Here is a 20,502-nt window from a genome sequence, read left to right as displayed (position 1 = left end):
TGGAGCGGGTGGCGGGAATCGAACCCGCACCATCAGCTTGGAAGGCTGAGGTTCTACCACTAAACTACACCCGCAGGGTAGTAACCAAGGTAGGAAGAATGGTGGTGGGGGAAGGATTCGAACCTTCGAAGCTTTCGCGACAGAGTTACAGTCTGTTGGGTTTGACCGCTCCCCAACCCCACCAAATTGGCTAGGTGTCTCTTTTACTGGTCTGGTAAAAGATTAAGCCCAATGTTGGGCTTTACCTAATATTTTCTTAGGAATGGTGCCGGCTGCCGGAATCGAACTGGCGACCTACTGATTACAAGTCAGTTGCTCTACCAACTGAGCTAAGCCGGCGGTGTATTTCCTAAGTGGTGCGTATGATATCATACTTCGAAATCTATGCAAGCACTTTTTTGGCTGATTTTTAAAATAGTTTATAAGTTATTGATTTTATTGTGTTTTATTTTATATACTTTTGCTGTTTTATTATTCGCTTGATTTATAAGTTGTTGTGATACGATGGCGTTGATATGATAAACCAAATAAAAAAATCAGCCCAAGCACACACTTGAGCTGATGATACTTTGATAAGCCAAAGCCAAATAAGGCTAAGCCTTGTATTGCTCGACTTTATTTAGAATGGTTGTTTCTATACCACTTAGGAATGTAAATTATAAAATGCTTTAAAATCAATAAATTAAATATTAACTTGTTAAAATTGAAGTGTGAATACGTAAAAATAAAGAATAAAAAGACTAGGTTTCAGATTTTATTTTTACACAATGTACTTACTATAAAATACCAAACAGATAATATTTGTCCATAAATTCATTGGGTTGATTATGCCATTTTTACACTTATTGACTAATCACGATTAAATCCACCTCATCAGTCAGTAACTTTTCAAAATTTGACACAATATCAATGTTGGGAAACCATGCTAATGCCCGAGTGGTTGAACGCTCAATAAATTTTATCACGTTAAACCGAAAAAAGGGAACATGGAAAATACGGGTAGAATACCCACTCCTCACAATGGCAACATTAATTTTCTTCATATTTGGCTATCCTTAATTAATAAAATTGTGGCGAGTATAAGATCGTTTCTATCTATCCGCCATTTAGGTTATTTATACAGAATATCTAAATTGTAAGAAACTCAAGCGTTATTTACACTTTGCTTAAAATAAAACTCTAACCACTCATAAGGAGTAAAAGTTAAAGTCTTGCCAGTAGTCTCATCTTTCTTACTTAAAGATGAGTGCGGTCTAACAGTGTTGTAGAAATTAAGAAATCTGGTTAATTCTTGCTTTCTATGCTCACTGCTGACAAATTCATGTTTATCATGCCAAAGCTCCATTAATGTTCGTATGACCCTTTCAGCTTTGCCGTTGGTTTGTGGCCTACCTACTTTGGTAAATTTTTGATTGATGTTGTTTTGATAGCAGGCTTGAGAAAATTCATGGTCTTTTGTGCCTTTATATTCTGTGCCATTGTCAGAATAAATCACATCAATTTTGTAGGGGCATGGCTCTATCACTTGTTCTACAAGAAACTGTGTTGCACTAAAGGCTGTTTTATCCGGCATGATGTCAGCATACAATTCGCGAGAATAGTCATCTATGGCAACAAATAGATATTCTCTAGGACTGTTGGCATTTTGTCCTTTGAGCAAGGGCAGGCGTTTGGTGTCCACATGCACCATCTCACCAGGATAGGACTTATTGTATCGCTTGGCTTGCTTTTTGAGCTTATCCTGTATGGATTGTTCAACTTTAGCAAGGCGTTTAATACCATATTTGGCTTGTTTAAAGCGATTGTTGGTACTGGCTTGGGGCTTGAGTAGCTTAACACGAGCAAGTTTTAAGACTTTGTAAATGGTAGGTCTTGATACTTTGTACTCCAATGCTAGTGAAGTAACTGACTGCCTGTTCTTGTGATAAGCAGTCCAAATGGCTTCCCGTTGGTAGGGAAGCAATCGTGTATTTTTATGAATGTTCATTTGCAGTATTTTACCTTAATACTGTAAACAACGGTAGTTTATCTTACATCTAAATAGATTTAACTTTTGACATTTTTTTTCCTAAATAAAAAATACCAAACCCAAAACCTTGTGCTGTAAGCCAGTGCAATTAAAATCGCAAAAAAGTCAAAATAAAAGACCGCTTGTGGTTCATCATAATTGAAATAGGCAAAATCCACTTTCAGCAATAAATAGGGCAACAACTCTCGTTGCACAAAAACGAAAATACCATAAGCGGCAATAATCAGCTAACAAGCTGGAATAAGCCTGCGTGCAAGCCAATGTTCAAGATCTAAACGGTAGCCATTTGCGAATAAATTAGCAATAGGTTTCCAATGTAACCCCAAATGTACACCCACTAAAATTTGCAACCAATGGGTGTTGGTCATATGAATTTTTCGCATTAAATCTGTGGTAGAGTGGAATAGCATTTCCACCAATAGATGTTTAGAAAGCATAATGCCACTGATACAAGCGGTTAAAAATAACAAAAAAGTTGCAAAATTGACCGCACTTTGCAAAATGCGATAGCTGTTATAACTGCCTGAAAAGGTCTTTTTGAGCCACCAGGTATTCAGTGAAAGATGTGAGATAATCAAAGCAAAAAAAAGACCAAGCCGAGCCATTCGTGCGTGATTTCTTCGTAAAGATGATAGTCAAAAAGAGAAAGCAATATTGCCGTTAGAACCAAATCTTGAGCGAGTTGGAAGAGATATTTTTTCTTCATAAAATTGAAATTTAAATGGTAGAGACATACGCTGTGTGTCCCTACATTTTTATTTTGTATAACCATTTTCGGTTAAGAACTTCGCCAACCGTTTTTCTACTTCAGGCTCTGCTCTGACCGTTTTATGCAAATACGCCTCAAAACCGTTTTTCACGTTGGCTTGTGGTTGAAGTTGCTGAATATCTTTATCCGTTCCACCCAAACGACTGCCTCCGTGACCAACCACTGGCACAATATTTTTCCCACTAAAGTCTACTTGCTCGAGCAAAGAATAAAGCGCCATTGGCATTTTGTACCACCAAATCGGATAGACCAAAAATACCGTATCTGCATCGGTTATCATGCCAAGACAAGTGAAATCATGGCATTTGTTTGGGGCAAACGTGATTTGCAAACCGCTTTGGCTTTAAAGCAGCGTTTAAAAGCACTCAAAGTAAGCTATGAACGTATTGCCGGCGATAATTGGGATGCTTTTGTAAATGCGTTTTCTGATACCGGTGACCAATGGGTGGGTAAGCAACATACTAAAGCGATTGAGGGTAATAACTGTCGGATTCGGCACAGATTAAGTAGAGCCGTCAGGCGCAGTTGCTGTTTTTCCAAATCAATGTTTTATCATGTTAAATCTTTTAATATTGGATTTTAGGCAATCAATCATCCCAAACAAATTTAACCCAGCACACTTTTCAGGACACCACCAATGTTTTAAATAAATAAGGAAATATGCAAATGAATAAATTAACAGCAGGTCGCCCAAGCGCAACTAAAAGCAAACTTTCTGTTGCTGATGTCAGCGAGCAAGAGCGTATTAAGCGGATTAGCTTTGATATGACAGAAGCCAATCATCGTGAACTAAAAAAATATGCGGCGGAACAGGGCGTAACCATTCGGGAAGTGCTGAATGGTTTAATTGATGAGTTATTGGCGAAAAAGAAAAAATAATTGAAAGCAGTGTTGATGGGTAACAACACAGCTTAAAAATTTTACAATATAAAACAATGTTATATGAATAATTTGTAAAAAATCTTCAAAATTATGCAGGATTTGGGTGTTTGCAAATTAAAATAACTTATTTTGCCTTCAATTTTTAACCAGTCAAATTTACCATTTTTGCGCCGTAAAGCCCCGTTCTTCAGGTTGGGGATATAGCTTTTTTGACTTTTTCTCTTGCCCACTCTTCGTATTGGGAAGTTTGATTTTTAACTGGTTTTAAATTCATTTTGCTATGATATTCTGTTTAAGGTTTTTATTATTATACCTAATGAATGTTTAAATTGGGGTGTTCACGCAAAAACACATTGACTGCTTTAAATCCGTATGTGGCATTGTGGTGATGGTTATTTTATTTTCTGATATTTCAAAAGCTTGCGGCTCTATTGTCCAGACAAGTGATTGGGGATGGAATGTGTGCATTATTACTCCTGAGTAATGAGACTGTATTATAGTAAAGATTTCATACATATTGAAAAACAAGCGGTAGGATTTTGAGAAAAATTTGCAAATTATTTTTTCAAATCCCTTGACCTTAACCCTAGGTTAAGCTTTAAAATGATGTCCAATTAATCTCAATAAAAATAAGGACATCTTATGAAATTACATAAATTCCCCCGCTCATTGTTGCTTTTAAGTTTAGGCATAAATGTTGTTTTAATTAAAAAAAAACGGTGAAAGTGAAGTGTTTAAATCCTATAACCAATAGGGGGGGGGAGGAAAGAATGAAACGTCGAGATTTTTTACGTTATGGAATTGGAATTAGCTTAGCCAGTAGCTCGCTTTATAGCCTTGCGAATATGATGAACCACGCACAACATGGCAATATGGCGATGATGCATTCAGTACCTACTGGCCTAATGCCAACTGAGGCAATGCCTTCAGGTTTATCGCTTAATGGGATGTTGCCAAAACTTGCTAATCAATCGACTCAAGCTGGACTATTCAAAGCTACTTTAAAAGCAGAGCCAATTAAAATTCGCCTCGCAGACAATAAAGAAACGGAATTTTGGGCTTATAACGGACAACTACCAGGGCTACAAATTGAAGTATTTGAAGGCGATACCGTAGAAATTGAATTTATCAATCACCTACCACAACCCTCAACAGTACATTGGCACGGCTTAGATGTACCAAATGAGGCGGATGGTAACCCGATGGATATGGTTGAACCGCAAGGGAAAAAAGTCTATCGCTTTACGCTACCTCAAGGCAGTGCTGGGACATATTGGTACCACCCTCATCCACATGACTATGTTTCCGAACAAGTCTATAAAGGCTTAGCAGGCACTTTCGTTGTTAAAGCGAAAAATGATCCGCTTGCACACCTTCCTGAACAACATTGGGTGATTTCCGATCTGCGTTTAAATGCCGATGGCACCATTCCAGCAAACACGATGTTAGATTGGATGAACGGTCGTGAGGGTGAATTTGTGTTAATCAACGGTCAATATCAGCCCCAGATTCAAGTGAAAACGAATGAACGAATCCGTCTTTGGAATGCCACTAGCGCTCGTTATTTTCGTTTAAACATTCCAGGGGTGAAATGGATTGTGGTGGGTACCGAAGGTGGTTTACTTGAAAAACCTCGCTCGCCTGTTGATGAACTACTACTTACACCAGCCGAACGCGTTGAAGTGATTATGGTGGGTGAAACGCAAGGAACAGTCAATTTACAAAGCGGTTATTATGATCGCCGTAAGATGATGGTGCAAGAACAGCCTAAAGATCTCACTTTAGCCACAATTCAGGTGAAATCAGAACCTGTTCAGTTACCTGAAAGCTTAAGGTCCTTGCCTAACTGGGATGAGCCAAAGCAGGTTCGCCAAATTCGCTTTAGTGAAAAAATGATGAACCATACGAATATGCCAATGATGAATCACGGTACACATCACGCTACTACAACACCAACGGACAACCCTATTCCACCAATGATGAATGGTATGTTCTTAATCAACGGTCAAACCTTTGATATGAACCGTATTGATTTTGTTACCAAATTGAATGATGTAGGACGGATTTTGCGGACATTCAAAATAAAAAAGAATGTGGAGGTAACAGACAATGGCAAAGACAATTTTTGAGGAAATGGGCGGCAAATACGAAAGGCAAGGCGATTATTTAATACCGTGCTTAACTGTACCCGCCGAAGAAGAACAGCCGATAGGCATCTGGGGGCAACGGCATTTAGATTATCTAAAACAGTACCGTAAAGTTACATACACCAATCTTCTTACAAGCGGCAGACTTAACGCCTACCTTGCCGACATTGACAGACAGGCACAGGAACGCTTTGAAAGGCTCATAGAGGGTATGAAACAGGCACAGGGCATAACGGAACAGCTAAAGGCAGAAAACGCCTTAGAATGGACAGGATGCCTCAATAACATAAGGGCTTGTGCGAGGGAGATTGTGGAAAAGGAAATTATTTTTGCATAAACAGATGATTAGTGGCAGGGGGAAATCCTGCCGCTTTTTCTGCTTTAGTTTGTCAGCTTGACAAATAAAGGGTTAAGGAATATAATTAGATTCAGTATTATACAAGGAGTTAATAAATATGCGGCAAGGTATTCTTAAATAAACTGTCAATTTGATAGTGGGAACAAAAAGTAGCAGTCCCGTTTCACTTTTAATATGGGGCTTAGTTTTTTGTACCCAGTTTAAGAATACTTTTATCATGTAATTTTATATGCCCGAAAACATATAAGTGTTTTGGGGCTATTGGAGTTATTTACCCAGTGATAGGAGTATTTATCACTGGGTATTTTTATGCCCTTTTTTGGGTGTTGATAGGAGGAAAATCACATGAAAATAATTAACTTAGGCATTCTGGCTCACGTTGACGCAGGAAAGACAACATTAACGGAGAGTTTATTGTATACCAGTGGTGCAATTGCAGAACCAGGGAGCGTAGATGAAGGCACAACAAGGACAGATACAATGAATTTGGAGCGTCAAAGGGGAATCACTATCCAGACAGCAGTGACATCTTTTCAGTGGGAGGATGTAAAAGTCAACATTATAGATACGCCAGGCCATATGGATTTTTTGGCGGAAGTATACCGTTCTTTATCCGTATTAGACGGAGCAGTATTATTAGTTTCTGCAAAGGATGGCATACAGGCACAGACCCGTATACTGTTTCATGCACTACAGACAATGAAGATTCCGACAATTTTTTTCATCAATAAAATTGACCAAGAGGGGATTGATTTGCCAATGGTATATCGGGAAATGAAAGCAAAGCTTTCTTCGGAAATTATAGTGAAGCAAAAGGTTGGGCAGCATCCCCATATAAATGTAACAGACAATGACGATATGGAACAGTGGGATACGGTAATTATGGGAAACGATGAACTATTAGAGAAATATATGTCAGGGAAACCGTTTAAAATGTCAGAACTGGAACAGGAAGAAAACAGGAGATTCCAAAACGGAATGTTATTTCCCGTTTATCACGGAAGCGCTAAAAACAATCTGGGGATTCGGCAGCTTATAGAAGTGATTGCCAGTAAATTTTATTCATCAACGCCTGAAGGTCAATCTGAACTATGCGGGCAGGTTTTTAAGATTGAATATTCAGAGAAAAGGCGGCGTTTTGTTTATGTGCGTATATATAGCGGAACATTGCATTTGAGGGATGTTATTAGAATATCTGAAAAAGAGAAAATAAAAATCACAGAGATGTGTGTTCCGACAAACGGTGAATTATATTCATCCGATACAGCCTGCTCTGGTGATATTGTAATTTTACCAAATGATGTTTTGCAGCTAAACAGTATTTTGGGGAACGAAATGCTGTTGCCGCAGAGAAAATTTATTGAAAATCCTCTCCCTATGCTCCAAACAGCGATTGCAGTAAAGAAATCTGAACAGCGGGAAATATTGCTTGAGGCACTTAAAGAAATTTCAGATGGCGACCCTCTTTTAAAATATTATGTGGATACTACAACGCATGAGATTATACTTTCTTTTTTGGGGAATGTGCAGATGGAAGTCATTTGTGCCATCCTTGAGGAAAAATATCATGTGGAGGCAGAAATAAAAGAGCCTACTGTTATATATATGGAAAGACCGCTTAGAAAAGCAGAATATACCATCCACATAGAAGTCCCGCCAAATCCTTTCTGGGCTTCTGTCGGGTTGTCCATAGAGCCGCTCCCTATTGGAAGCGGAGTGCAGTATGAAAGCAGAGTTTCACTTGGATATTTAAATCAATCGTTCCAAAATGCGGTTATGGAGGGGGTTCTTTATGGCTGCGAGCAGGGGCTGTATGGATGGAAAGTGACAGACTGTAAAATCTGTTTTGAATATGGATTGTATTATAGTCCTGTAAGTACCCCCGCAGACTTTCGGCTGCTTTCCCCTATCGTATTGGAGCAGGCTTTAAAAAAAGCAGGGACAGAACTATTAGAGCCATATCTCCACTTTGAAATTTATGCACCGCAGGAATATCTCTCACGGGCGTATCATGATGCTCCAAGGTATTGTGCAGATATTGTAAGTACTCAGATAAAGAATGACGAGGTCATTCTGAAAGGAGAAATCCCTGCTAGATGTATTCAAGAATACAGGAACGATTTAACTTATTTCACAAATGGGCAGGGAGTCTGCTTGACAGAGTTAAAAGGATACCAGCCAGCTATTGGTAAATTTATTTGCCAACCCCGCCGCCCGAATAGCCGTATAGATAAGGTTCGGCATATGTTCCACAAGTTAGCTTAACAGCTTGCAAAAGTCATATAAAATGAGATTTGAAAGGATTAGAGACTAATTATGATGAAATGCGAATGGATAAGCCAGAAGGCAGAGCGTTAAAAGATGTGGTTAATTTACGCCCTTATGAAAAAGTTATTATTCGCTTTAAGCAAGGACATACTGGGTTGAAAATGTACCATTGCCATATTTTAGAACATGAAAATCTCGGTATGATGGGGATGTTTAAAGTGGAATAGTGGTATCTAACTATAAAAATAGAGGGATTTTCGTGAAAATTTGTAAATTGCGAAAATCCCTCTGCTTGTCATTATTTATTCCAACGGTTTAACAACGCAACAAGTGAGAGCATCACAGGCACTTCAACCAATACACCGATAACAGTGGCTACATATGAACTTATTTAATAACCTATCTGGTAATTCACTTTCCGGTTATATAGATAATATTTTATGGTCTTGATGCTTTAATAAAAGTGAGTATTTTCTTCTCTTGGTTTTTTATGATTTATTTTTACAAAATTTAATTATTGATCTGCCCCCAAAAAGTTAGACTACGTTAATTCAAGGACTGAGTTCTGTATTGCACAGGGCTTAGCCCTTTTAGTCTCACTTGAATACGCTCGTGATTGTAATAATGAATATATTTGTGAATAGTTTGTTCGAGTTGCTCAAATGTTTCAAATCGTTTACCAAAATAACATTCCGTCTTCAATCGCCCGAAAAAGCTTTCCATCGCACTGTTATCCAAGCAATTTCCTTTTCTTGACATACTTTGCACGATGCCATTTTGTTTCAATATCGCCTGATAACCTGCCATCTGATATTGCCATCCTTGGTCGGAATGTAAAATCGGGCTTGCTCCTTGCGGGAGCTTTGCGACAGATTGTTTCATCATTCGCATTATTTGCTCAAAGTTTGGGCTTCGGGCAAGGTCATAGGCGATAATTTCGCCATTAAATAAGTCCTTAATCGGCGAAAGATAAAGTTTGCCTTCCGCACATTTAAACTCGGTAATATCCGTGACGAGCTTTTCATTTGGAGCGTTTGTGTGAAAATCCTGTCGCAATAAATTCTCGGCAATTTTACCCACTTCGCCTTTGTAAGAACGATATTTTCTCTGCTTACATTTTCCTTTTAAATCAAGCTGTTGCATTATCGCTTGCACACGCTTATGGTTAATTGCACCGAACATTTTTCGCAATGCTAACGTAATACGACGATAGCCATAATTGCCGTCATTTTTGCGATAAATCTCAACAATTTCCTGCCTAATTGCCACATTTTTATCAATTTTAAGCTGTAAATGATAAAAGAATGAACAGCGTTTTAAACCTGTCAAATGGAGTAATATTTCCAAGGAAAAATTTACCCTCAACATTTTCATGATGGCTACTTTTTCCGCATTTTTGCTTGGTTGAGTTCCCGCAACTTTTTTAGGTAAGCATTCTCCGCTTCCAGTTCCAAAATCCGATAACGCAAGCGTTCTTCTTCGGTTTTGGGTGGGGGAGGCATTTTCGGGTATTTCGGTTTCATTGCTGGTCGTCCTTTCGGCTTTGGAAATAAGCCGTTTATACCTTGTTTTTCAAAGGCTTGCAACCACTGGCTAATCACCCCTGAATTAGCAATACCAAAATGCAGACAAGCACTTTCTGCAGAAAATTGCCCCTTTTTGACCGCTTGTATGACGGTTAATTTAAATTCTGGGGAATATTTTTGCTTCTTACCCAGTACGGCTAAACTATTGATTCCATTATAGTTATATTGCGAAATCCAACGACGTAGCGTGGAGGCTTTAAGCTGAAATTGCTGGCGAGTGAGTGAGCAATTTTTCCCGTTTTGGAGAAAAAATGCGATCACTTCTTGTTTGAAAGATTGGTTGTATTTCGTCATAAAAAATCTGCACCTTAATCAGTTGGTTTTTAGTCCAACTTTTGGGGTGCAGATCAGACGCTCACTTTGTCGCCGATTTGAAATTCGCCAGCGTCATCGCCCACCGCCACGACCACGCCTGCCCCTACATAACCCAAAGTCGCAGGGAACACAGAGTCAATCACATACGCCCCTTCCCGATACATCATCTCGGCACGGTTTAGTCCCAAAGCGTGCATTTGGATTTGCACTTCGCCCGATTTTGGGCGGGGATTTGTACATCAACGATTTGCAGGACATCAGGCGAACCTGTTTTTGTAAATTGGATTTGTTTGCTCATTGTTTTGACCTATATTAAAAATGGGCGTATTTTAGCGTTTTAAAATAACAATAAGAATGGCGAAAAATGGGAAGTTGGTTTTTAAAAATGGAAAGATTGGGCGTTTTAGTCCGTCTGAAAAAAATGCCGTCTTAAAAAAGCATCAAAGATGTAGGGTGCAACTTGTTGCACCATTTTCCTGATGAAATATTGGGTTGGTGCAATGACGCACACTGCGAAACTGTTTGAAAAACACAATGCCGTCTGAAAAAGTATTAAAGACCTTTTCAGACGGCATAAAAAACACCGCTTTATCAAAAGCGGTGTTTTTGAGGTCGTTTTGTCATTGGAAGAAGCCTGCGGGGCTGTGGTCTACAACTTGCTTTTGCGCAGCCGCAGTGCGTTGCCGACCACGGATGCCGAGCTTAGGCTCATCGCCAGTGCGGCAATCATCGGCGAGAGCAGCCAGCCGGTAAAGGGGTACAGCACGCCGGCGGCAACGGGAACCCCCAGGCCGTTGTATAAGAAGGCAAATAACAGGTTTTCCTTCATATTGCGCACGGTGGCCTCAGACAATTTGCGTGCGGTGGCAATACCCCGCAAATCGCCTTTGACCAGCGTGATTTGCGCACTGCTCATTGCCACATCGGTGCCGGTACCCATTGCGATGCCGACATCGGCTTTGGCCAGTGCGGGGGCATCGTTGATGCCGTCGCCTGCCATTGCGACCACCCGCCCTTCGTTCTGAAGCCGCTCGATCAGTGCCAGTTTGTCGGCGGGCTTGACTTCGCCGTGCACTTCGTCGATGCCCAGTTTTGCGCCCACGGCGTTTGCCGTGGTCAATCCGTCGCCGGTTGCCATAATGATGCGCAGGCCGGCTGCTTTGAGCGAGGCCAATGCTTCGGGGGTGCTGTCTTTTACAGGATCGGAGACGGCAAGCAGTCCCGCAAGATGTCCGTCCGCAGCCAGATATATCACGCTGGCACCTTCACTGCGCAGGGATTCGGCCTGCTCGATCAGTGGTTCGACGCTAAGCCCGTTCTGCTGCATAAACGCCGTGTTGCCCAGTGCCAGCGCACGCCCTTCAACCACGCCGCTCACGCCGATGCCGCTGCCTGAATCAAACTGTTCGGGTTTGCTCAGCTTCAGCTGTTGTGCCCGTGCGGCCTGCACAATGGCGTCGGCCAGCGGGTGTTCGCTGCCCTGATCCAAGCTGGCGGCCAAACGCAGCACTTCTTCGGCGGAAAAGCCTGCTGCCGCAACGGCACGGTCAAAGGCGGGTCGGCCTTCGGTGAGTGTGCCGGTTTTATCAATCACCAAAGTGTCTACTCGCCGCAAGTTTTCGATAGCGGCGGCATCACGGAACAATATACCCCTGCCTGCCCCGCGTCCTGTGGCGACCATCACCGACATCGGCGTGGCCAGTCCCAGTGCACAGGGGCAGGCGATAATCAAGACCGCAACGGCGTTGATCAACCCGAACACCCAAGACGGTTGCGGGCCGAACACGCCCCAGACAAAGAAAGTGGCAACGGCGACGGCGACAACCGCCAGTACGAAATAGCCTGCCACCCCGTCAGCCATACGCTGCATCGGTGCTTTGGAGCGCTGCGCCTGGGCCACCATCTGGACAATCTGCGAAAGCACGGTTTCCGAACCGATGCGCTCGGAGCGGATGACGAGCGCACCGCCGGTGTTGAGCGTGGCGCCGATGACTTTGTCGCCGGTGGCTTTGCGCACCGGCAGCGGCTCGCCGGTCAGCATCGATTCATCTACCGAGCTTGCGCCCTCAACCACCACGCCATCGACAGGCACTTTTTCGCCGGGGCGCACACGCAGAAGGTCGCCGATGTGGATGTGGCTGAGCGGCACATCTTCTTCAGCACCGCCCGAGCCGATACGCCGTGCGGTTTTGGGCGCCAGTCCGAGCAGGGTCTTGATTGCCGCCGAAGTCTGCGACCGGGCTTTGAGTTCGAGCATCTGGCCGAGCAAGGTCAGCGAGATGATGACGGCCGCCGCCTCAAAATACACGCCGACCCGCCCCATCGATACAAACGATGCCGGAAAGATGTCGGGTGCAGCGGTGGCAACAACGCTGTAAACGAAGGCTGCACCCGTTCCCAGTGCAATCAGCGTCCACATATTGGGACTACGGTTTGCCAGCGACTGCCAACCCCGTGAGAAAAACGGCAGCCCCGCCCACAGCACGATCGGCAGCGACAGCACCAGCTCTACCCAGCTTTGTGCGGCCATATCCATCAGGTTCAGACGCTCGCCGAACATCGCCAGCACCAGCACTGCCGCCGTCAGGGGCAGCGTGTACCAAAAGCGTCGGGAAAAATTACGCAGCTCCGGATTGTCGTCGTCCAATTCAGGCATCAGCGGCTCCAATGCCATACCGCAAAGAGGGCAGTTGCCGGGGCGGTCTTGCCGGATTTCCGGATGCATCGGGCAGGTGTAGCCCGAAGCAGCCGCTGCATCGGACGGTGTCTGCACAGGGCGGTGCTGTCCGTGTCCGTGTCCGTGTCGGCACTCGTGGTGTTTGGGCGGTTTGTGTGTTTCTTGCTTCATCACAATTTCTCCTGTTGGGTTCATAGGGTCATCACCGGTCGTTTACCGAAAAAGCAGGTACGGATTGGGCCAGTCAGAATGACGGTTTTTTTCAGGCTGCCTGCAAATACCGATGCCGTCTGAAAAAGCAGAAGGTTCAGAACATCGCTTGCCGATGTGTCCGACAAGTCGGCATCATCATTTCCTTGGGGCTTGTTTTAAAGGCTGCCTGAAAACCCCAAATGCCGTCTGAAAAAGCCTTAAACCTGTTTTCAGACGACCTCAAAAGCACCGCTTTATCAAAAGCGGTGTTTTTGCCTTATTGCCCCTGCTGTTTTAGCCAGTCTTGCATCAGCTTGATTTCAGGTTCTTGGGCTTTGATGATGTCTTGAGCGAGCTTTTTCATTTTTTCGTCTTTGCCGAACTGTAATTGCACTTTTGCCATCTCGACCGCCCCTTGATGATGCGGAATCATACCTTTGGCAAAGGCGACATCAGGGTCGGTCTCATAAATTGCCGTCATCATTTCGCTGTGTGAATTGTCCAAGGCATAGGCTTTGGCGTGTGGGGCTTGCGGGTTTTGGGTTGCGGTGTCTTTACCCGCCAGCCAAGCGTTCATCAGGTCGATTTCACTTTGTTGCCCATCAATAATCGCTTGGGCAAGTTTTCTCATTGTTTCGTCTTTGCCAAATTCAAGCTGTACTTTTGCCATCTCAACTGCTCCGATATGGTGCGGAATCATACCTTTGGCAAAAGCGGTATCAGCATCGGCAAGATTGCCCGCTTTGCTCATCTCATCGCCCATCTTGTTCATCATTGCAAGATAGGCTTGGGTATGGGGCGGAGCATTTTGAGTGTCCATCGCCATAGCAGAGTGGTTCATATGGGCGTGCTCGTTTTGGTTATTTGGGCTGTCGTGGGTGTGGGTGTAGTTATTGTCGCCCGCCATCGAGTGCGTCGGCACTTCGTTTTTGGCGTTGGCACAAGCGGTTAAAGTCGCCAAAACAACAGCGGCAGCGACAAGATGTACGGCACGGTTTTTAAACATTTTCATTACAGTTCTCCTTGTCAAAATGGGCATTGATAACATTGGGCAAATGACAGATTCGCCCAATGTCCATTTCACTATTTGGTTTTACGATTCACACGCACAGCCGTTGCAAGTGCAGTCATCACAAATGCAGGGCTTGCCGTTTTGGCATTGGCAGTCCGGACGGCAGTTTTGCCCCGTGCAAGACTGGCAGCCGCAATGGGCGTGTCGGTTTTGAACAAAATCAGCGTTCATAACAGTTTCTCCGAATGTTAAGTTAAAGTGGATTATTAAAACAAAGTGCTTTTAAGCGATTAAAAGCATTGCTTTTTTGTTCTGATGTGCGTATCATAAACCATAACCTTGCGTTAGGGTCAAGGGTTATTTTTACGGATTGACAATTTTTTACAAACGCCAAAACAAGGAGCAACAATGAACATCGGTCAAGCGTCCAAAGCCACAGGGCTATCCATCAAGCAAATCCGTGATTATGAAAAGTTGGGTTTGTTATCAAACACTTCACGCACATCATCAGGCTATCGCATTTATGATAATGAGACACTAATCCGCCTAAAATTCATCGCCAAAGCAAGGGGCGTGGGCTTTTCGCTTGCCCAAATTGGCGAGCTTTTGGCACTGCAAGACAATCCACACCGCAAAAGCTGTGAAGTTAAAAGCCTGACGGGCGTGCACATTGAATTTTTGACCCAGAAAATCGAAGAACTGACACAGATGAAAGCCACCTTGCAGGCGTGGAGCGACGCCTGCACCGGCGACAACGCCCCCGACTGCCCGATTTTAAAAGGCTTGGCGGAGGGCGGTGAGGATAAGGGCTGACAAAGTTTTTTGGCGGTTTTTTCAGGCAGGGTTAATTTAAGAAGGCCGTCTTAAAAAACACAATTTGTCGTTTTACCGCTGTTTTTTACCGCAAGAAGCACTTATCGGTGGTAAAAAACAGCGGTTTTTGACGCTTTGATGAGAAAAAATTCAGCCTGAAAACCGATGAGCGTTTTCAGGCTGGTTTTTTTGCCGAGCGTTCAAGGATAACTTTGGTACACGCTGTGCGTGCCGTTTTTGCCCAGCAGCAGCACATCGTAGGGGTCTTTTCGGCCGCCGTACGCTTCACCGTCCATTCCCGGCGAGCCAATGGGCATTGCGGGCACGGCGATGCCGACGGCGTCGGGGCGTTCGGCAAGCAGGCGTTTGACTTCTGATGCGGGCGTGTGCCCTTCGACGGCGTAGCCGTCAATCACGGCGGTGTGGCAGGAGCCGTATTTGGGCGATATGCCCATTTGTGTGCGGATTTGGCTGTTGCCGGTGTCGTGGATTTTCACGCTAAAACCGTTGTCCTGCATATGCTTGACCCATTCGCCGCAGCAGCCGCAACTTGGGCTTTTGTACACTTCCAGTACGGGTTTGGCCTCTGCGGGGGCGGGGTTGGCGAGCATCCAGCCTGCGCCTGCCACGCTTGCCAAGACGGCTGATAGGGCCAAGGTTTTGCCAAAAAAGGATTTGTTCATTGTTTTGCCTCGTCGTGGGTTAAGTGGTTTGGGGATTTTTCAGGCAGGCTTAATCAAGCAAGGCCGTCTGAAAAAGCGGTTCGGGGTTTATTTCACTTGCAACATTGCCATCATTCCCAGATTTTCGTGTTCCAAGATATGGCAGTGGAACATTTTGAGACCCTTGTTTCCTTGGATAAAGCGGATGACGGCGGTTTCGCCCGGGCGCAGGTTGACCGTGTCTTTGCGGGCGCGGTAAGGCGCGGGGGCGGTGTTGCCGTTCAGGCTGGTTTGCAGCACTTCAAACTGCGTGCCGTGCAGGTGGAAGGGGTGATCCATATGGCTTTGGTTGGCCAGCGTCCATTCTTCGACATCGCCTTCGTTGCCGACAAAGTCCACGCGCTTCATATCGAAGGTTTTACCGTTGACCAAAAACACGCCTACCATATCTTGGGGAATGGTGTTTTGCATCGCGCCCGCCATTTCACCCGCCATTGCGCCGTGATCCATTCCCTGCATACCGCCTTGGCTTTGCGTGTTTTGCATCGGCTTCATTTGTTCGCTGAACACCACTTCACGCTTGACCACAGGCGCAGGCAGCGCAGGCAGTGTGCGCAAGGCGGCAGGCAGGGCGGCATCGGCGGGGGTGAATTGCACTTCGCCCAGGTTCAGGTCGGCGGCTTTTTCCTGCACCATCATTTTGCGGCGGTCGTAGTACAGGCTGGTGAGTTCGGCCGTGGTCTGCGCCTGACCGACGGCGAACACTTCCACCCGCTCGGCGGGGGCTAAAAACAGCTCGTCGGCGGGGGCAAGCGGTTTTTCCAAGAGGCCGCCGTCGGTGCCGACCACAATCCACTGCACACCTTTGATTTTCAGGCGCAGGTAGCGGGCGCTGGTGGCGTTCCAGATACGCAGGCGCTCGTTGCCGGAGAGCTTGATTTTCGGGCGGTATTGCCCGTTAATCAGCACGAATTCGCCTTCACGCCCGTTCATCCAGTCGAGCATTGTGTTGGGCGGAATGCTGCCGTCTTCATTCAGGCGCAAGTTGGAAATCAGCCAGTGCTGTTCGCTGTGGGCGAGCACATCGTTTTTGGCTTTGACGATGAGCGTACCGGCCAGCCCTTTGTAGACCTGCTCGGAAACATAATTGTGCGGGTGCGGGTGATACCAGTAAGTGCCGGCGCTGCCCTCGGGCAGGGTGAAGCGGTAGGTTTTGCTCTGCCCCGGCTCTATCGGGTCTTGTGGGTTACCGTCGGCGTCGTTGGGCACATCCAGCCCGTGCCAGTGCACGGTGGTGGGCTGCGGCAGGCGGTTGGTTACGGTGATTTCCACCGTATCGCCCTCGTACACTTCAATCTGCGGCCCGGGCAGCTGCCCGTTATACGCCCAAAACTCGGTTTCTTTGCCGCCCGCCATTGTGATTTTCACCGGCGCGGCCGTAATGGCTGCCTGAAACACGCCCGCCTGCGATGAAGCGTTGGCAAGCCTAGGCAAATCTTTAAGCGGCTGGCCCGAAGGCATCATTTCAGACGGCATCAGTTTTCCCGTTCCCTGCATATTGCCCATACCGCCCATCGTGCCGGACGCCATTTGGTGCCCTTGGCCGCCCATATCCATAGGCTGCCCGTTCATTCCGAAGCGCGACAAGGCATACCAAGACGCGCCCGCCGCACCGATGCCGATGCCGTAGAGTAAAAATTTTCTGCGATCCATTATTTGTCTCCTGTGTCAAGATTGGGGCGGTGTGTTATCTTCACCGCTTCGGTTTTGGCATTGTGCGTGCCGTGTCCGCCGTGCATAAACAGGTGCATCAGGGGGCAGAGCATCAACAGGGCGAAGGGCAAAAGTGCGGGCTTGGCAAAGGCGATGACGGCGAAGGCGGCAGCCGCCAATACCAACAGGGCTTTTTTGTTTTTTGCCAGTTTGCTTAGGGTGTTCATCGTCGGTCTCCTTAAAGGTTTGGGTGAAACGGTTTTTTGAAAACTTGGGCTCAGTGTAAGCCCTTACCCTGCGTTAGGGTCAAGGGTTATTTTTACTTGATAACATTTTTTTACACACCACTCAATAAGGAGCAACAATGAACATCGGACAAGCGTCTAAATCTACCCAACTTTCCGTCAAACAAATCCGTGATTATGAAAAAGCAGGCTTATTAATTAACCCATCACGCAGTGAAGCAGGTTATCGGATTTATAACTCCAATGACATCGCTCGGCTAAAATTCATCGCCAAAGCAAGGGGCGTGGGCTTTTCGCTTGCACAGATTGGCGAGCTTTTGGCACTGCAAGACAATCCACACCGCACAAGTGCTCAGGTCAAAACGCTCACCGCCAGTCATATTGATTTTTTATCCAATAAAATCAAAGAATTAAAATCAATGCAATACACCCTGCAAGTGTGGAGCGATGCCTGCGGGGGCGATGACAATCCCGACTGCACCATCTTAAAAGGCTTGGGCGATTTTTAACCACCATCAAAGCAGATGAATGCCATAGCTTGATAACAGACTTTTACGATGGCACTTGTGGGCTGGTTGTTTTTTAAGGTGCTTTTTGCTGGCTGGGTAGATGAACAATCGGCAGGCGAGTACATTGCAGGTATGTTTTGCTTGGGGTGGCGCCTTGTACGGCAATGGTGTTTGTGTGGTCGCAACTGGTCAAAGGCGACCCCAATTACACTTTGGTACAGGTTTCGGTCAATGATTTGATTATGATTGTGGCGTATGCTCCGATTGTAGGCGTATTGCTCGGCGTAAGCGGCATAGAAATTCCGTGGAATACCTTGATTTTAAGCACGATTTTGTATGTGCTGTTGCCCTTGCTGGCTGGGTGGTTTACCCGCTCTTATTTACAAAAATCGGGTAAATTGGTGGCACAATTTTCAGGCAGCCTGAAACCTTTTTCCATTATGGGTTTGATTTTGACGGTGGTGTTGCTGTTTGCCTTTCAAACCCAAACCATTATTGCCAATCCCTTGATTATTTTGCTGATTGCCATTCCCTTGCTGGCACAGACTTACGGCATTTTTGCCTTGGCTCACGTTTTGGCAAAATAGCTCAAATTACCACACGAAATTTCCGCCCCTGCGTGCTTGATTGGCACGAGTAATTTTTTTTGAATTGGCGGTGGCGGTGGCAATTTCTTTGTTCGGTTTGCATTCTGGGGCGACATTGGCAACGGTGGTCGGTGTGCTGGTGGAAGTGCCTGTGATGCTCTCGCTAGTGTGGTGGCTTAATCGGCAGGTAAAATAACGATGTGCCGTCTGAAACTTATTTTTCAGACGGCATATTTACCTTAAAACAATCAAACCTTTACCAAAATCTTCCCAATCTGTGCATTGCTTTCCATATAACGGTGAGCTTCCGCCATTTCATCAAAAGCAAAAACTTTGTCAATTTCTGGTTTTAATTGACCGCTTGCTAAGCCGTCAAACACGAATTTTTTCGCTTGAGCGAGTTTTTCTGGTACGGTAGTGATTTCAAACAATTCATAGCCTCGCACGGTTAAGTGTTTGCCTAAAATTGGGAACACAGGCACGGCGATATCATCGTGGCTTAATGCACCGTAGATGATGTATTTGCCGTCTTGTGTCATTGCGTTGATAATTTTTGCTGCTTCTTTGTCACCCAAAGGGTCGAACACCAAATTCACGCCTTTGCCGTTTGTAATTTCTAGTAATTTAGCCGTAACGTCATCTTCTTTGGTGGCAATCACAAAATCCGCCCCTTTCTGTAAAAGCACATCGCCTTTGGCGTGCGTGCGAGACAGAGCAATCACGTTTGCCCCTTGCATTTTGGCGATTTGAATGGCGGCAATGCCTACCGAGCTGGTCGCTCCGCCCAATACAACAAAATCGCCTTTTTGCACCTTGCCAAATTCAATCAAACCGCCGTATGCGGTTACAAACATCATCCAACTTGCCGCAGCTTGTTCCATTGTGAGGTTTTCAGGGTGTTTTACCACAGCGCGAACGGGCATATTTACGATTTCGCCATAAGTGCCGTATTCGGAACGTGTCCGCCCGATTTTAATGACCACCATTGCAATGGTAGCGGGAATGATCCCGGCCGTGTTTGCCAGCGGTGCAGGCGCGGCATTTAGAGCACCTATGGCAATCGCTGTCATTTGTGGTTTAATCGCCTCAACCTTGTTGAGCCTAGTATTTGTGCCTGTAGTTTATTCCTTAATGGATGACCTCAGAGAATGGCTAGCCCCGAAATTAGCCAAATTAACATCAGTAACACCGGAGGATAGAATCCCAAGAAGAGAAGGATAATCTTTTTGAAAAAATACTGTTTGAAATTTAAATTTCAAACGGTATCTCTTTATCGATGCTGGCGATTAACTGCAATAAGTGGCTTATTTAGCTTATCTTCTGTCATTCCATGCATATATGCATTATACTGCCATACAATGAATTTTTGCTTGTATTGCTCATTGATTTCTTCCAAACGTTGTACTTGAGCTTTTAAATTCTTAACTTGCTTTTGCAGATAATCCATTGTTACATTCGGTTCTGGATTAGCTTTAGCACTTTCTTTTATTTTTTGTTTTCGTCTAGTAAAGGCTGTTTGAATATCTGAATAATTTGCAAGAGACTGTCTCTCAATACTTTTAACATTCAGTAGTTCTGCCACTTTATGACAGAGTAAATCCCATGTTAATTTACCCTCCCAAGTATTAATCAACATGATTATATCTTCTAAATTTTCTTCTGTAATAAGAATTTTAGGCATACTATAACTCCATTAGTCTATATAAATCATCGTCTAACTTAGCTGTTTCTTTCTTCT

General features: G+C 44.9%; 24 protein-coding genes and 3 tRNA genes. 11 read left to right on the top strand and 16 right to left on the bottom strand.

Annotated features, from left to right (window positions below; genetic code table 11):
* The 6 genes from NKU06_RS05960 to NKU06_RS05935 all read right to left on the bottom strand — a co-directional run bounded on the left by NKU06_RS05960 (position 1) and on the right by NKU06_RS05935 (position 3,024).
* Positions 1-74, bottom strand: a tRNA-Gly gene (locus NKU06_RS05960).
* A 25-nt stretch (positions 75-99) separates the two neighbouring features.
* A tRNA-Tyr gene (locus NKU06_RS05955) sits at positions 100-183 on the bottom strand.
* Positions 184-263: 80 nt separating this feature from the next.
* Positions 264-339: transfer RNA gene (locus tag NKU06_RS05950), tRNA-Thr, on the bottom strand.
* Positions 340-1,144: 805 nt separating this feature from the next.
* Entirely contained in the window at positions 1,145-1,987 is an 843-nt protein-coding gene (locus NKU06_RS05945) for an integrase core domain-containing protein (RefSeq protein ID WP_254729032.1), read from the bottom strand.
* 269 nt (positions 1,988-2,256) lie between these two features.
* Positions 2,257-2,634 (bottom strand): DUF4405 domain-containing protein, encoded by a 378-nt coding sequence (locus NKU06_RS05940; RefSeq protein ID WP_254729412.1) that lies wholly within the window; start codon positions 2,632-2,634, stop codon positions 2,257-2,259.
* 150 nt (positions 2,635-2,784) lie between these two features.
* On the bottom strand, positions 2,785-3,024 hold the full coding sequence (locus NKU06_RS05935) for a flavodoxin (RefSeq protein WP_253224319.1): 240 nt from the start codon (positions 3,022-3,024) through the stop codon (positions 2,785-2,787).
* Here NKU06_RS05935 and NKU06_RS05930 point away from each other — a divergent pair.
* The 6 genes from NKU06_RS05930 (at position 2,950) to NKU06_RS05905 (ending at position 8,680) form a co-directional block, all read left to right on the top strand.
* On the top strand, positions 2,950-3,381 hold the full coding sequence (locus NKU06_RS05930; RefSeq protein WP_254769540.1) for an IS1 family transposase: 432 nt from the start codon (positions 2,950-2,952) through the stop codon (positions 3,379-3,381). The two genes, NKU06_RS05935 and NKU06_RS05930, sit on opposite strands and share 75 nt — an antisense overlap.
* Positions 3,382-3,464: 83 nt before the next feature.
* Complete coding sequence (locus tag NKU06_RS05925; RefSeq protein WP_005653483.1) at positions 3,465-3,677, top strand: hypothetical protein; 213 nt, start codon at positions 3,465-3,467, stop codon at positions 3,675-3,677.
* A 773-nt stretch (positions 3,678-4,450) separates the two neighbouring features.
* The gene (locus tag NKU06_RS05920) at positions 4,451-5,809 is read left to right on the top strand and encodes a multicopper oxidase family protein (protein ID WP_254729409.1); all 1,359 of its coding nucleotides are present in this window, start codon (positions 4,451-4,453) and stop codon (positions 5,807-5,809) included.
* Positions 5,790-6,164, top strand: a complete 375-nt coding sequence (locus NKU06_RS05915; protein WP_105210566.1) for a TnpV protein — start codon at positions 5,790-5,792, stop codon at positions 6,162-6,164. The genes NKU06_RS05920 and NKU06_RS05915 overlap by 20 nt, the downstream gene beginning before the upstream one ends.
* 366 nt (positions 6,165-6,530) lie before the next feature.
* Positions 6,531-8,450 (top strand): tetracycline resistance ribosomal protection protein Tet(O), encoded by a 1,920-nt coding sequence (gene tet(O) / locus NKU06_RS05910; protein WP_254729408.1) that lies wholly within the window; start codon positions 6,531-6,533, stop codon positions 8,448-8,450.
* 65 nt (positions 8,451-8,515) lie between these two features.
* Complete coding sequence (locus NKU06_RS05905) at positions 8,516-8,680, top strand: multicopper oxidase domain-containing protein (RefSeq protein WP_254729406.1); 165 nt, start codon at positions 8,516-8,518, stop codon at positions 8,678-8,680.
* Between the two features lie 319 nt (positions 8,681-8,999).
* Here the strand turns inward: NKU06_RS05905 and NKU06_RS05900 are convergent.
* The 5 genes from NKU06_RS05900 to NKU06_RS05880 form a co-directional block, all read right to left on the bottom strand.
* Positions 9,000-10,333, bottom strand: a protein-coding gene (locus NKU06_RS05900; protein WP_202936979.1) for an IS3 family transposase whose coding sequence is annotated in 2 segments (ribosomal slippage) — positions 9,000-9,880 and positions 9,880-10,333 — 1,335 coding nt in all. Because the reading frame shifts where the segments join, the coding sequence is not laid out codon by codon here.
* Positions 10,334-10,386: 53 nt separating this feature from the next.
* The gene (locus tag NKU06_RS05895) at positions 10,387-10,551 is read right to left on the bottom strand and encodes an alcohol dehydrogenase catalytic domain-containing protein (RefSeq protein ID WP_254729404.1); all 165 of its coding nucleotides are present in this window, start codon (positions 10,549-10,551) and stop codon (positions 10,387-10,389) included.
* A gap of 452 nt (positions 10,552-11,003) precedes the next feature.
* A complete protein-coding gene (locus NKU06_RS05890) occupies positions 11,004-13,079 on the bottom strand; it encodes a copper-translocating P-type ATPase (protein ID WP_253224621.1) in 2,076 nt (691 codons plus the stop codon).
* A 421-nt stretch (positions 13,080-13,500) separates the two neighbouring features.
* Positions 13,501-14,235: a DUF305 domain-containing protein gene (locus tag NKU06_RS05885; protein ID WP_254729402.1), complete on the bottom strand. Its 735-nt coding sequence runs from the start codon at positions 14,233-14,235 to the stop codon at positions 13,501-13,503.
* A gap of 71 nt (positions 14,236-14,306) precedes the next feature.
* A complete protein-coding gene (locus NKU06_RS05880; RefSeq protein ID WP_005612067.1) occupies positions 14,307-14,453 on the bottom strand; it encodes a hypothetical protein in 147 nt (48 codons plus the stop codon).
* 190 nt (positions 14,454-14,643) lie between these two features.
* On the opposite strand from NKU06_RS05880, the gene NKU06_RS05875 reads away from it, so the two are divergent.
* Positions 14,644-15,048: a Cu(I)-responsive transcriptional regulator gene (locus NKU06_RS05875; RefSeq protein WP_253224325.1), complete on the top strand. Its 405-nt coding sequence runs from the start codon at positions 14,644-14,646 to the stop codon at positions 15,046-15,048.
* A gap of 200 nt (positions 15,049-15,248) precedes the next feature.
* Here the strand turns inward: NKU06_RS05875 and NKU06_RS05870 are convergent, their stop codons facing one another.
* The 3 genes from NKU06_RS05870 to NKU06_RS05860 all read right to left on the bottom strand — a co-directional run bounded on the left by NKU06_RS05870 (position 15,249) and on the right by NKU06_RS05860 (position 17,650).
* Entirely contained in the window at positions 15,249-15,659 is a 411-nt protein-coding gene (locus NKU06_RS05870; protein ID WP_317485588.1) for a DUF411 domain-containing protein, read from the bottom strand.
* 159 nt (positions 15,660-15,818) lie between these two features.
* Positions 15,819-17,423: a multicopper oxidase family protein gene (locus tag NKU06_RS05865; RefSeq protein WP_078318301.1), complete on the bottom strand. Its 1,605-nt coding sequence runs from the start codon at positions 17,421-17,423 to the stop codon at positions 15,819-15,821.
* Positions 17,423-17,650, bottom strand: coding sequence for a DUF2933 domain-containing protein (locus tag NKU06_RS05860; protein ID WP_254729400.1), 228 nt, complete (start codon positions 17,648-17,650; stop codon positions 17,423-17,425). The genes NKU06_RS05865 and NKU06_RS05860 overlap by 1 nt, the downstream gene beginning before the upstream one ends.
* A gap of 137 nt (positions 17,651-17,787) precedes the next feature.
* Here NKU06_RS05860 and cueR point away from each other — a divergent pair, with 137 nt between their 5' ends.
* From cueR to NKU06_RS11670, 3 genes are all read left to right on the top strand, one after another.
* The gene (gene cueR / locus NKU06_RS05855) at positions 17,788-18,177 is read left to right on the top strand and encodes a Cu(I)-responsive transcriptional regulator (protein ID WP_254729398.1); all 390 of its coding nucleotides are present in this window, start codon (positions 17,788-17,790) and stop codon (positions 18,175-18,177) included.
* A gap of 164 nt (positions 18,178-18,341) precedes the next feature.
* Positions 18,342-18,764: an arsenic resistance protein gene (locus NKU06_RS11675; RefSeq protein ID WP_305884632.1), complete on the top strand. Its 423-nt coding sequence runs from the start codon at positions 18,342-18,344 to the stop codon at positions 18,762-18,764.
* A 40-nt stretch (positions 18,765-18,804) separates the two neighbouring features.
* Positions 18,805-18,960 (top strand): hypothetical protein, encoded by a 156-nt coding sequence (locus tag NKU06_RS11670; protein ID WP_305884395.1) that lies wholly within the window; start codon positions 18,805-18,807, stop codon positions 18,958-18,960.
* Positions 18,961-19,012: 52 nt separating this feature from the next.
* On the opposite strand, the gene NKU06_RS11665 is transcribed toward NKU06_RS11670, so the two are convergent.
* Positions 19,013-19,834 (bottom strand): zinc-dependent alcohol dehydrogenase family protein, encoded by an 822-nt coding sequence (locus tag NKU06_RS11665; RefSeq protein WP_305884394.1) that lies wholly within the window; start codon positions 19,832-19,834, stop codon positions 19,013-19,015.
* Here NKU06_RS11665 and NKU06_RS11660 point away from each other — a divergent pair.
* Positions 19,740-19,985 carry an efflux RND transporter permease subunit gene (locus NKU06_RS11660; protein ID WP_005653491.1) on the top strand — a complete coding sequence of 82 codons (246 nt, stop codon included), beginning with the start codon at positions 19,740-19,742 and terminating at the stop codon, positions 19,983-19,985. The genes NKU06_RS11665 and NKU06_RS11660 overlap by 95 nt on opposite strands.
* Positions 19,986-20,034: 49 nt before the next feature.
* On the opposite strand, the gene NKU06_RS05835 is transcribed toward NKU06_RS11660, so the two are convergent.
* Positions 20,035-20,445, bottom strand: a complete 411-nt coding sequence (locus tag NKU06_RS05835; RefSeq protein ID WP_254729396.1) for a hypothetical protein — start codon at positions 20,443-20,445, stop codon at positions 20,035-20,037.
* Between the last annotated feature and the right edge of the window lie 57 nt (positions 20,446-20,502).

It is taken from the genome of Moraxella sp. FZLJ2109 (genome assembly GCF_024296965.1).
Lineage (GTDB): Bacteria > Pseudomonadota > Gammaproteobacteria > Pseudomonadales > Moraxellaceae > Moraxella.
This window is presented reverse-complemented; position numbering and strand designations above follow the sequence as displayed.

What these genes read in the sequence shown, in the direction of transcription:
- NKU06_RS05935 (WP_253224319.1), bottom strand. Translation starts at nt 3,024, where the DNA reads ATGCCAATGGCGCTTTATTCTTTGCTCGAGCAAGTAGACTTTAGTGGG.
- NKU06_RS05905 (WP_254729406.1), top strand. Translation starts at nt 8,516, where the DNA reads ATGGATAAGCCAGAAGGCAGAGCGTTAAAAGATGTGGTTAATTTACGC.
- NKU06_RS05895 (WP_254729404.1), bottom strand. Translation starts at nt 10,551, where the DNA reads ATGCACGCTTTGGGACTAAACCGTGCCGAGATGATGTATCGGGAAGGG.
- NKU06_RS11675 (WP_305884632.1), top strand. Translation starts at nt 18,342, where the DNA reads ATGGTGTTTGTGTGGTCGCAACTGGTCAAAGGCGACCCCAATTACACT.
- NKU06_RS05920 (WP_254729409.1), top strand. Translation starts at nt 4,451, where the DNA reads ATGAAACGTCGAGATTTTTTACGTTATGGAATTGGAATTAGCTTAGCC.
- NKU06_RS05870 (WP_317485588.1), bottom strand. Translation starts at nt 15,659, where the DNA reads ATGCTCGCCAACCCCGCCCCCGCAGAGGCCAAACCCGTACTGGAAGTG.
- NKU06_RS05890 (WP_253224621.1), bottom strand. Translation starts at nt 13,079, where the DNA reads ATGCATCCGGAAATCCGGCAAGACCGCCCCGGCAACTGCCCTCTTTGC.
- NKU06_RS05860 (WP_254729400.1), bottom strand. Translation starts at nt 17,650, where the DNA reads ATGAACACCCTAAGCAAACTGGCAAAAAACAAAAAAGCCCTGTTGGTA.
- NKU06_RS05915 (WP_105210566.1), top strand. Translation starts at nt 5,790, where the DNA reads ATGGCAAAGACAATTTTTGAGGAAATGGGCGGCAAATACGAAAGGCAA.
- NKU06_RS05940 (WP_254729412.1), bottom strand. Translation starts at nt 2,634, where the DNA reads ATGGCTCGGCTTGGTCTTTTTTTTGCTTTGATTATCTCACATCTTTCA.
- NKU06_RS05925 (WP_005653483.1), top strand. Translation starts at nt 3,465, where the DNA reads ATGAATAAATTAACAGCAGGTCGCCCAAGCGCAACTAAAAGCAAACTT.
- NKU06_RS11665 (WP_305884394.1), bottom strand. Translation starts at nt 19,834, where the DNA reads ATGACAGCGATTGCCATAGGTGCTCTAAATGCCGCGCCTGCACCGCTG.
- NKU06_RS05885 (WP_254729402.1), bottom strand. Translation starts at nt 14,235, where the DNA reads ATGAAAATGTTTAAAAACCGTGCCGTACATCTTGTCGCTGCCGCTGTT.
- NKU06_RS05865 (WP_078318301.1), bottom strand. Translation starts at nt 17,423, where the DNA reads ATGGATCGCAGAAAATTTTTACTCTACGGCATCGGCATCGGTGCGGCG.
- NKU06_RS05945 (WP_254729032.1), bottom strand. Translation starts at nt 1,987, where the DNA reads ATGAACATTCATAAAAATACACGATTGCTTCCCTACCAACGGGAAGCC.
- NKU06_RS05835 (WP_254729396.1), bottom strand. Translation starts at nt 20,445, where the DNA reads ATGCCTAAAATTCTTATTACAGAAGAAAATTTAGAAGATATAATCATG.
- cueR (WP_254729398.1), top strand. Translation starts at nt 17,788, where the DNA reads ATGAACATCGGACAAGCGTCTAAATCTACCCAACTTTCCGTCAAACAA.
- NKU06_RS05875 (WP_253224325.1), top strand. Translation starts at nt 14,644, where the DNA reads ATGAACATCGGTCAAGCGTCCAAAGCCACAGGGCTATCCATCAAGCAA.
- NKU06_RS11660 (WP_005653491.1), top strand. Translation starts at nt 19,740, where the DNA reads ATGACCACCATTGCAATGGTAGCGGGAATGATCCCGGCCGTGTTTGCC.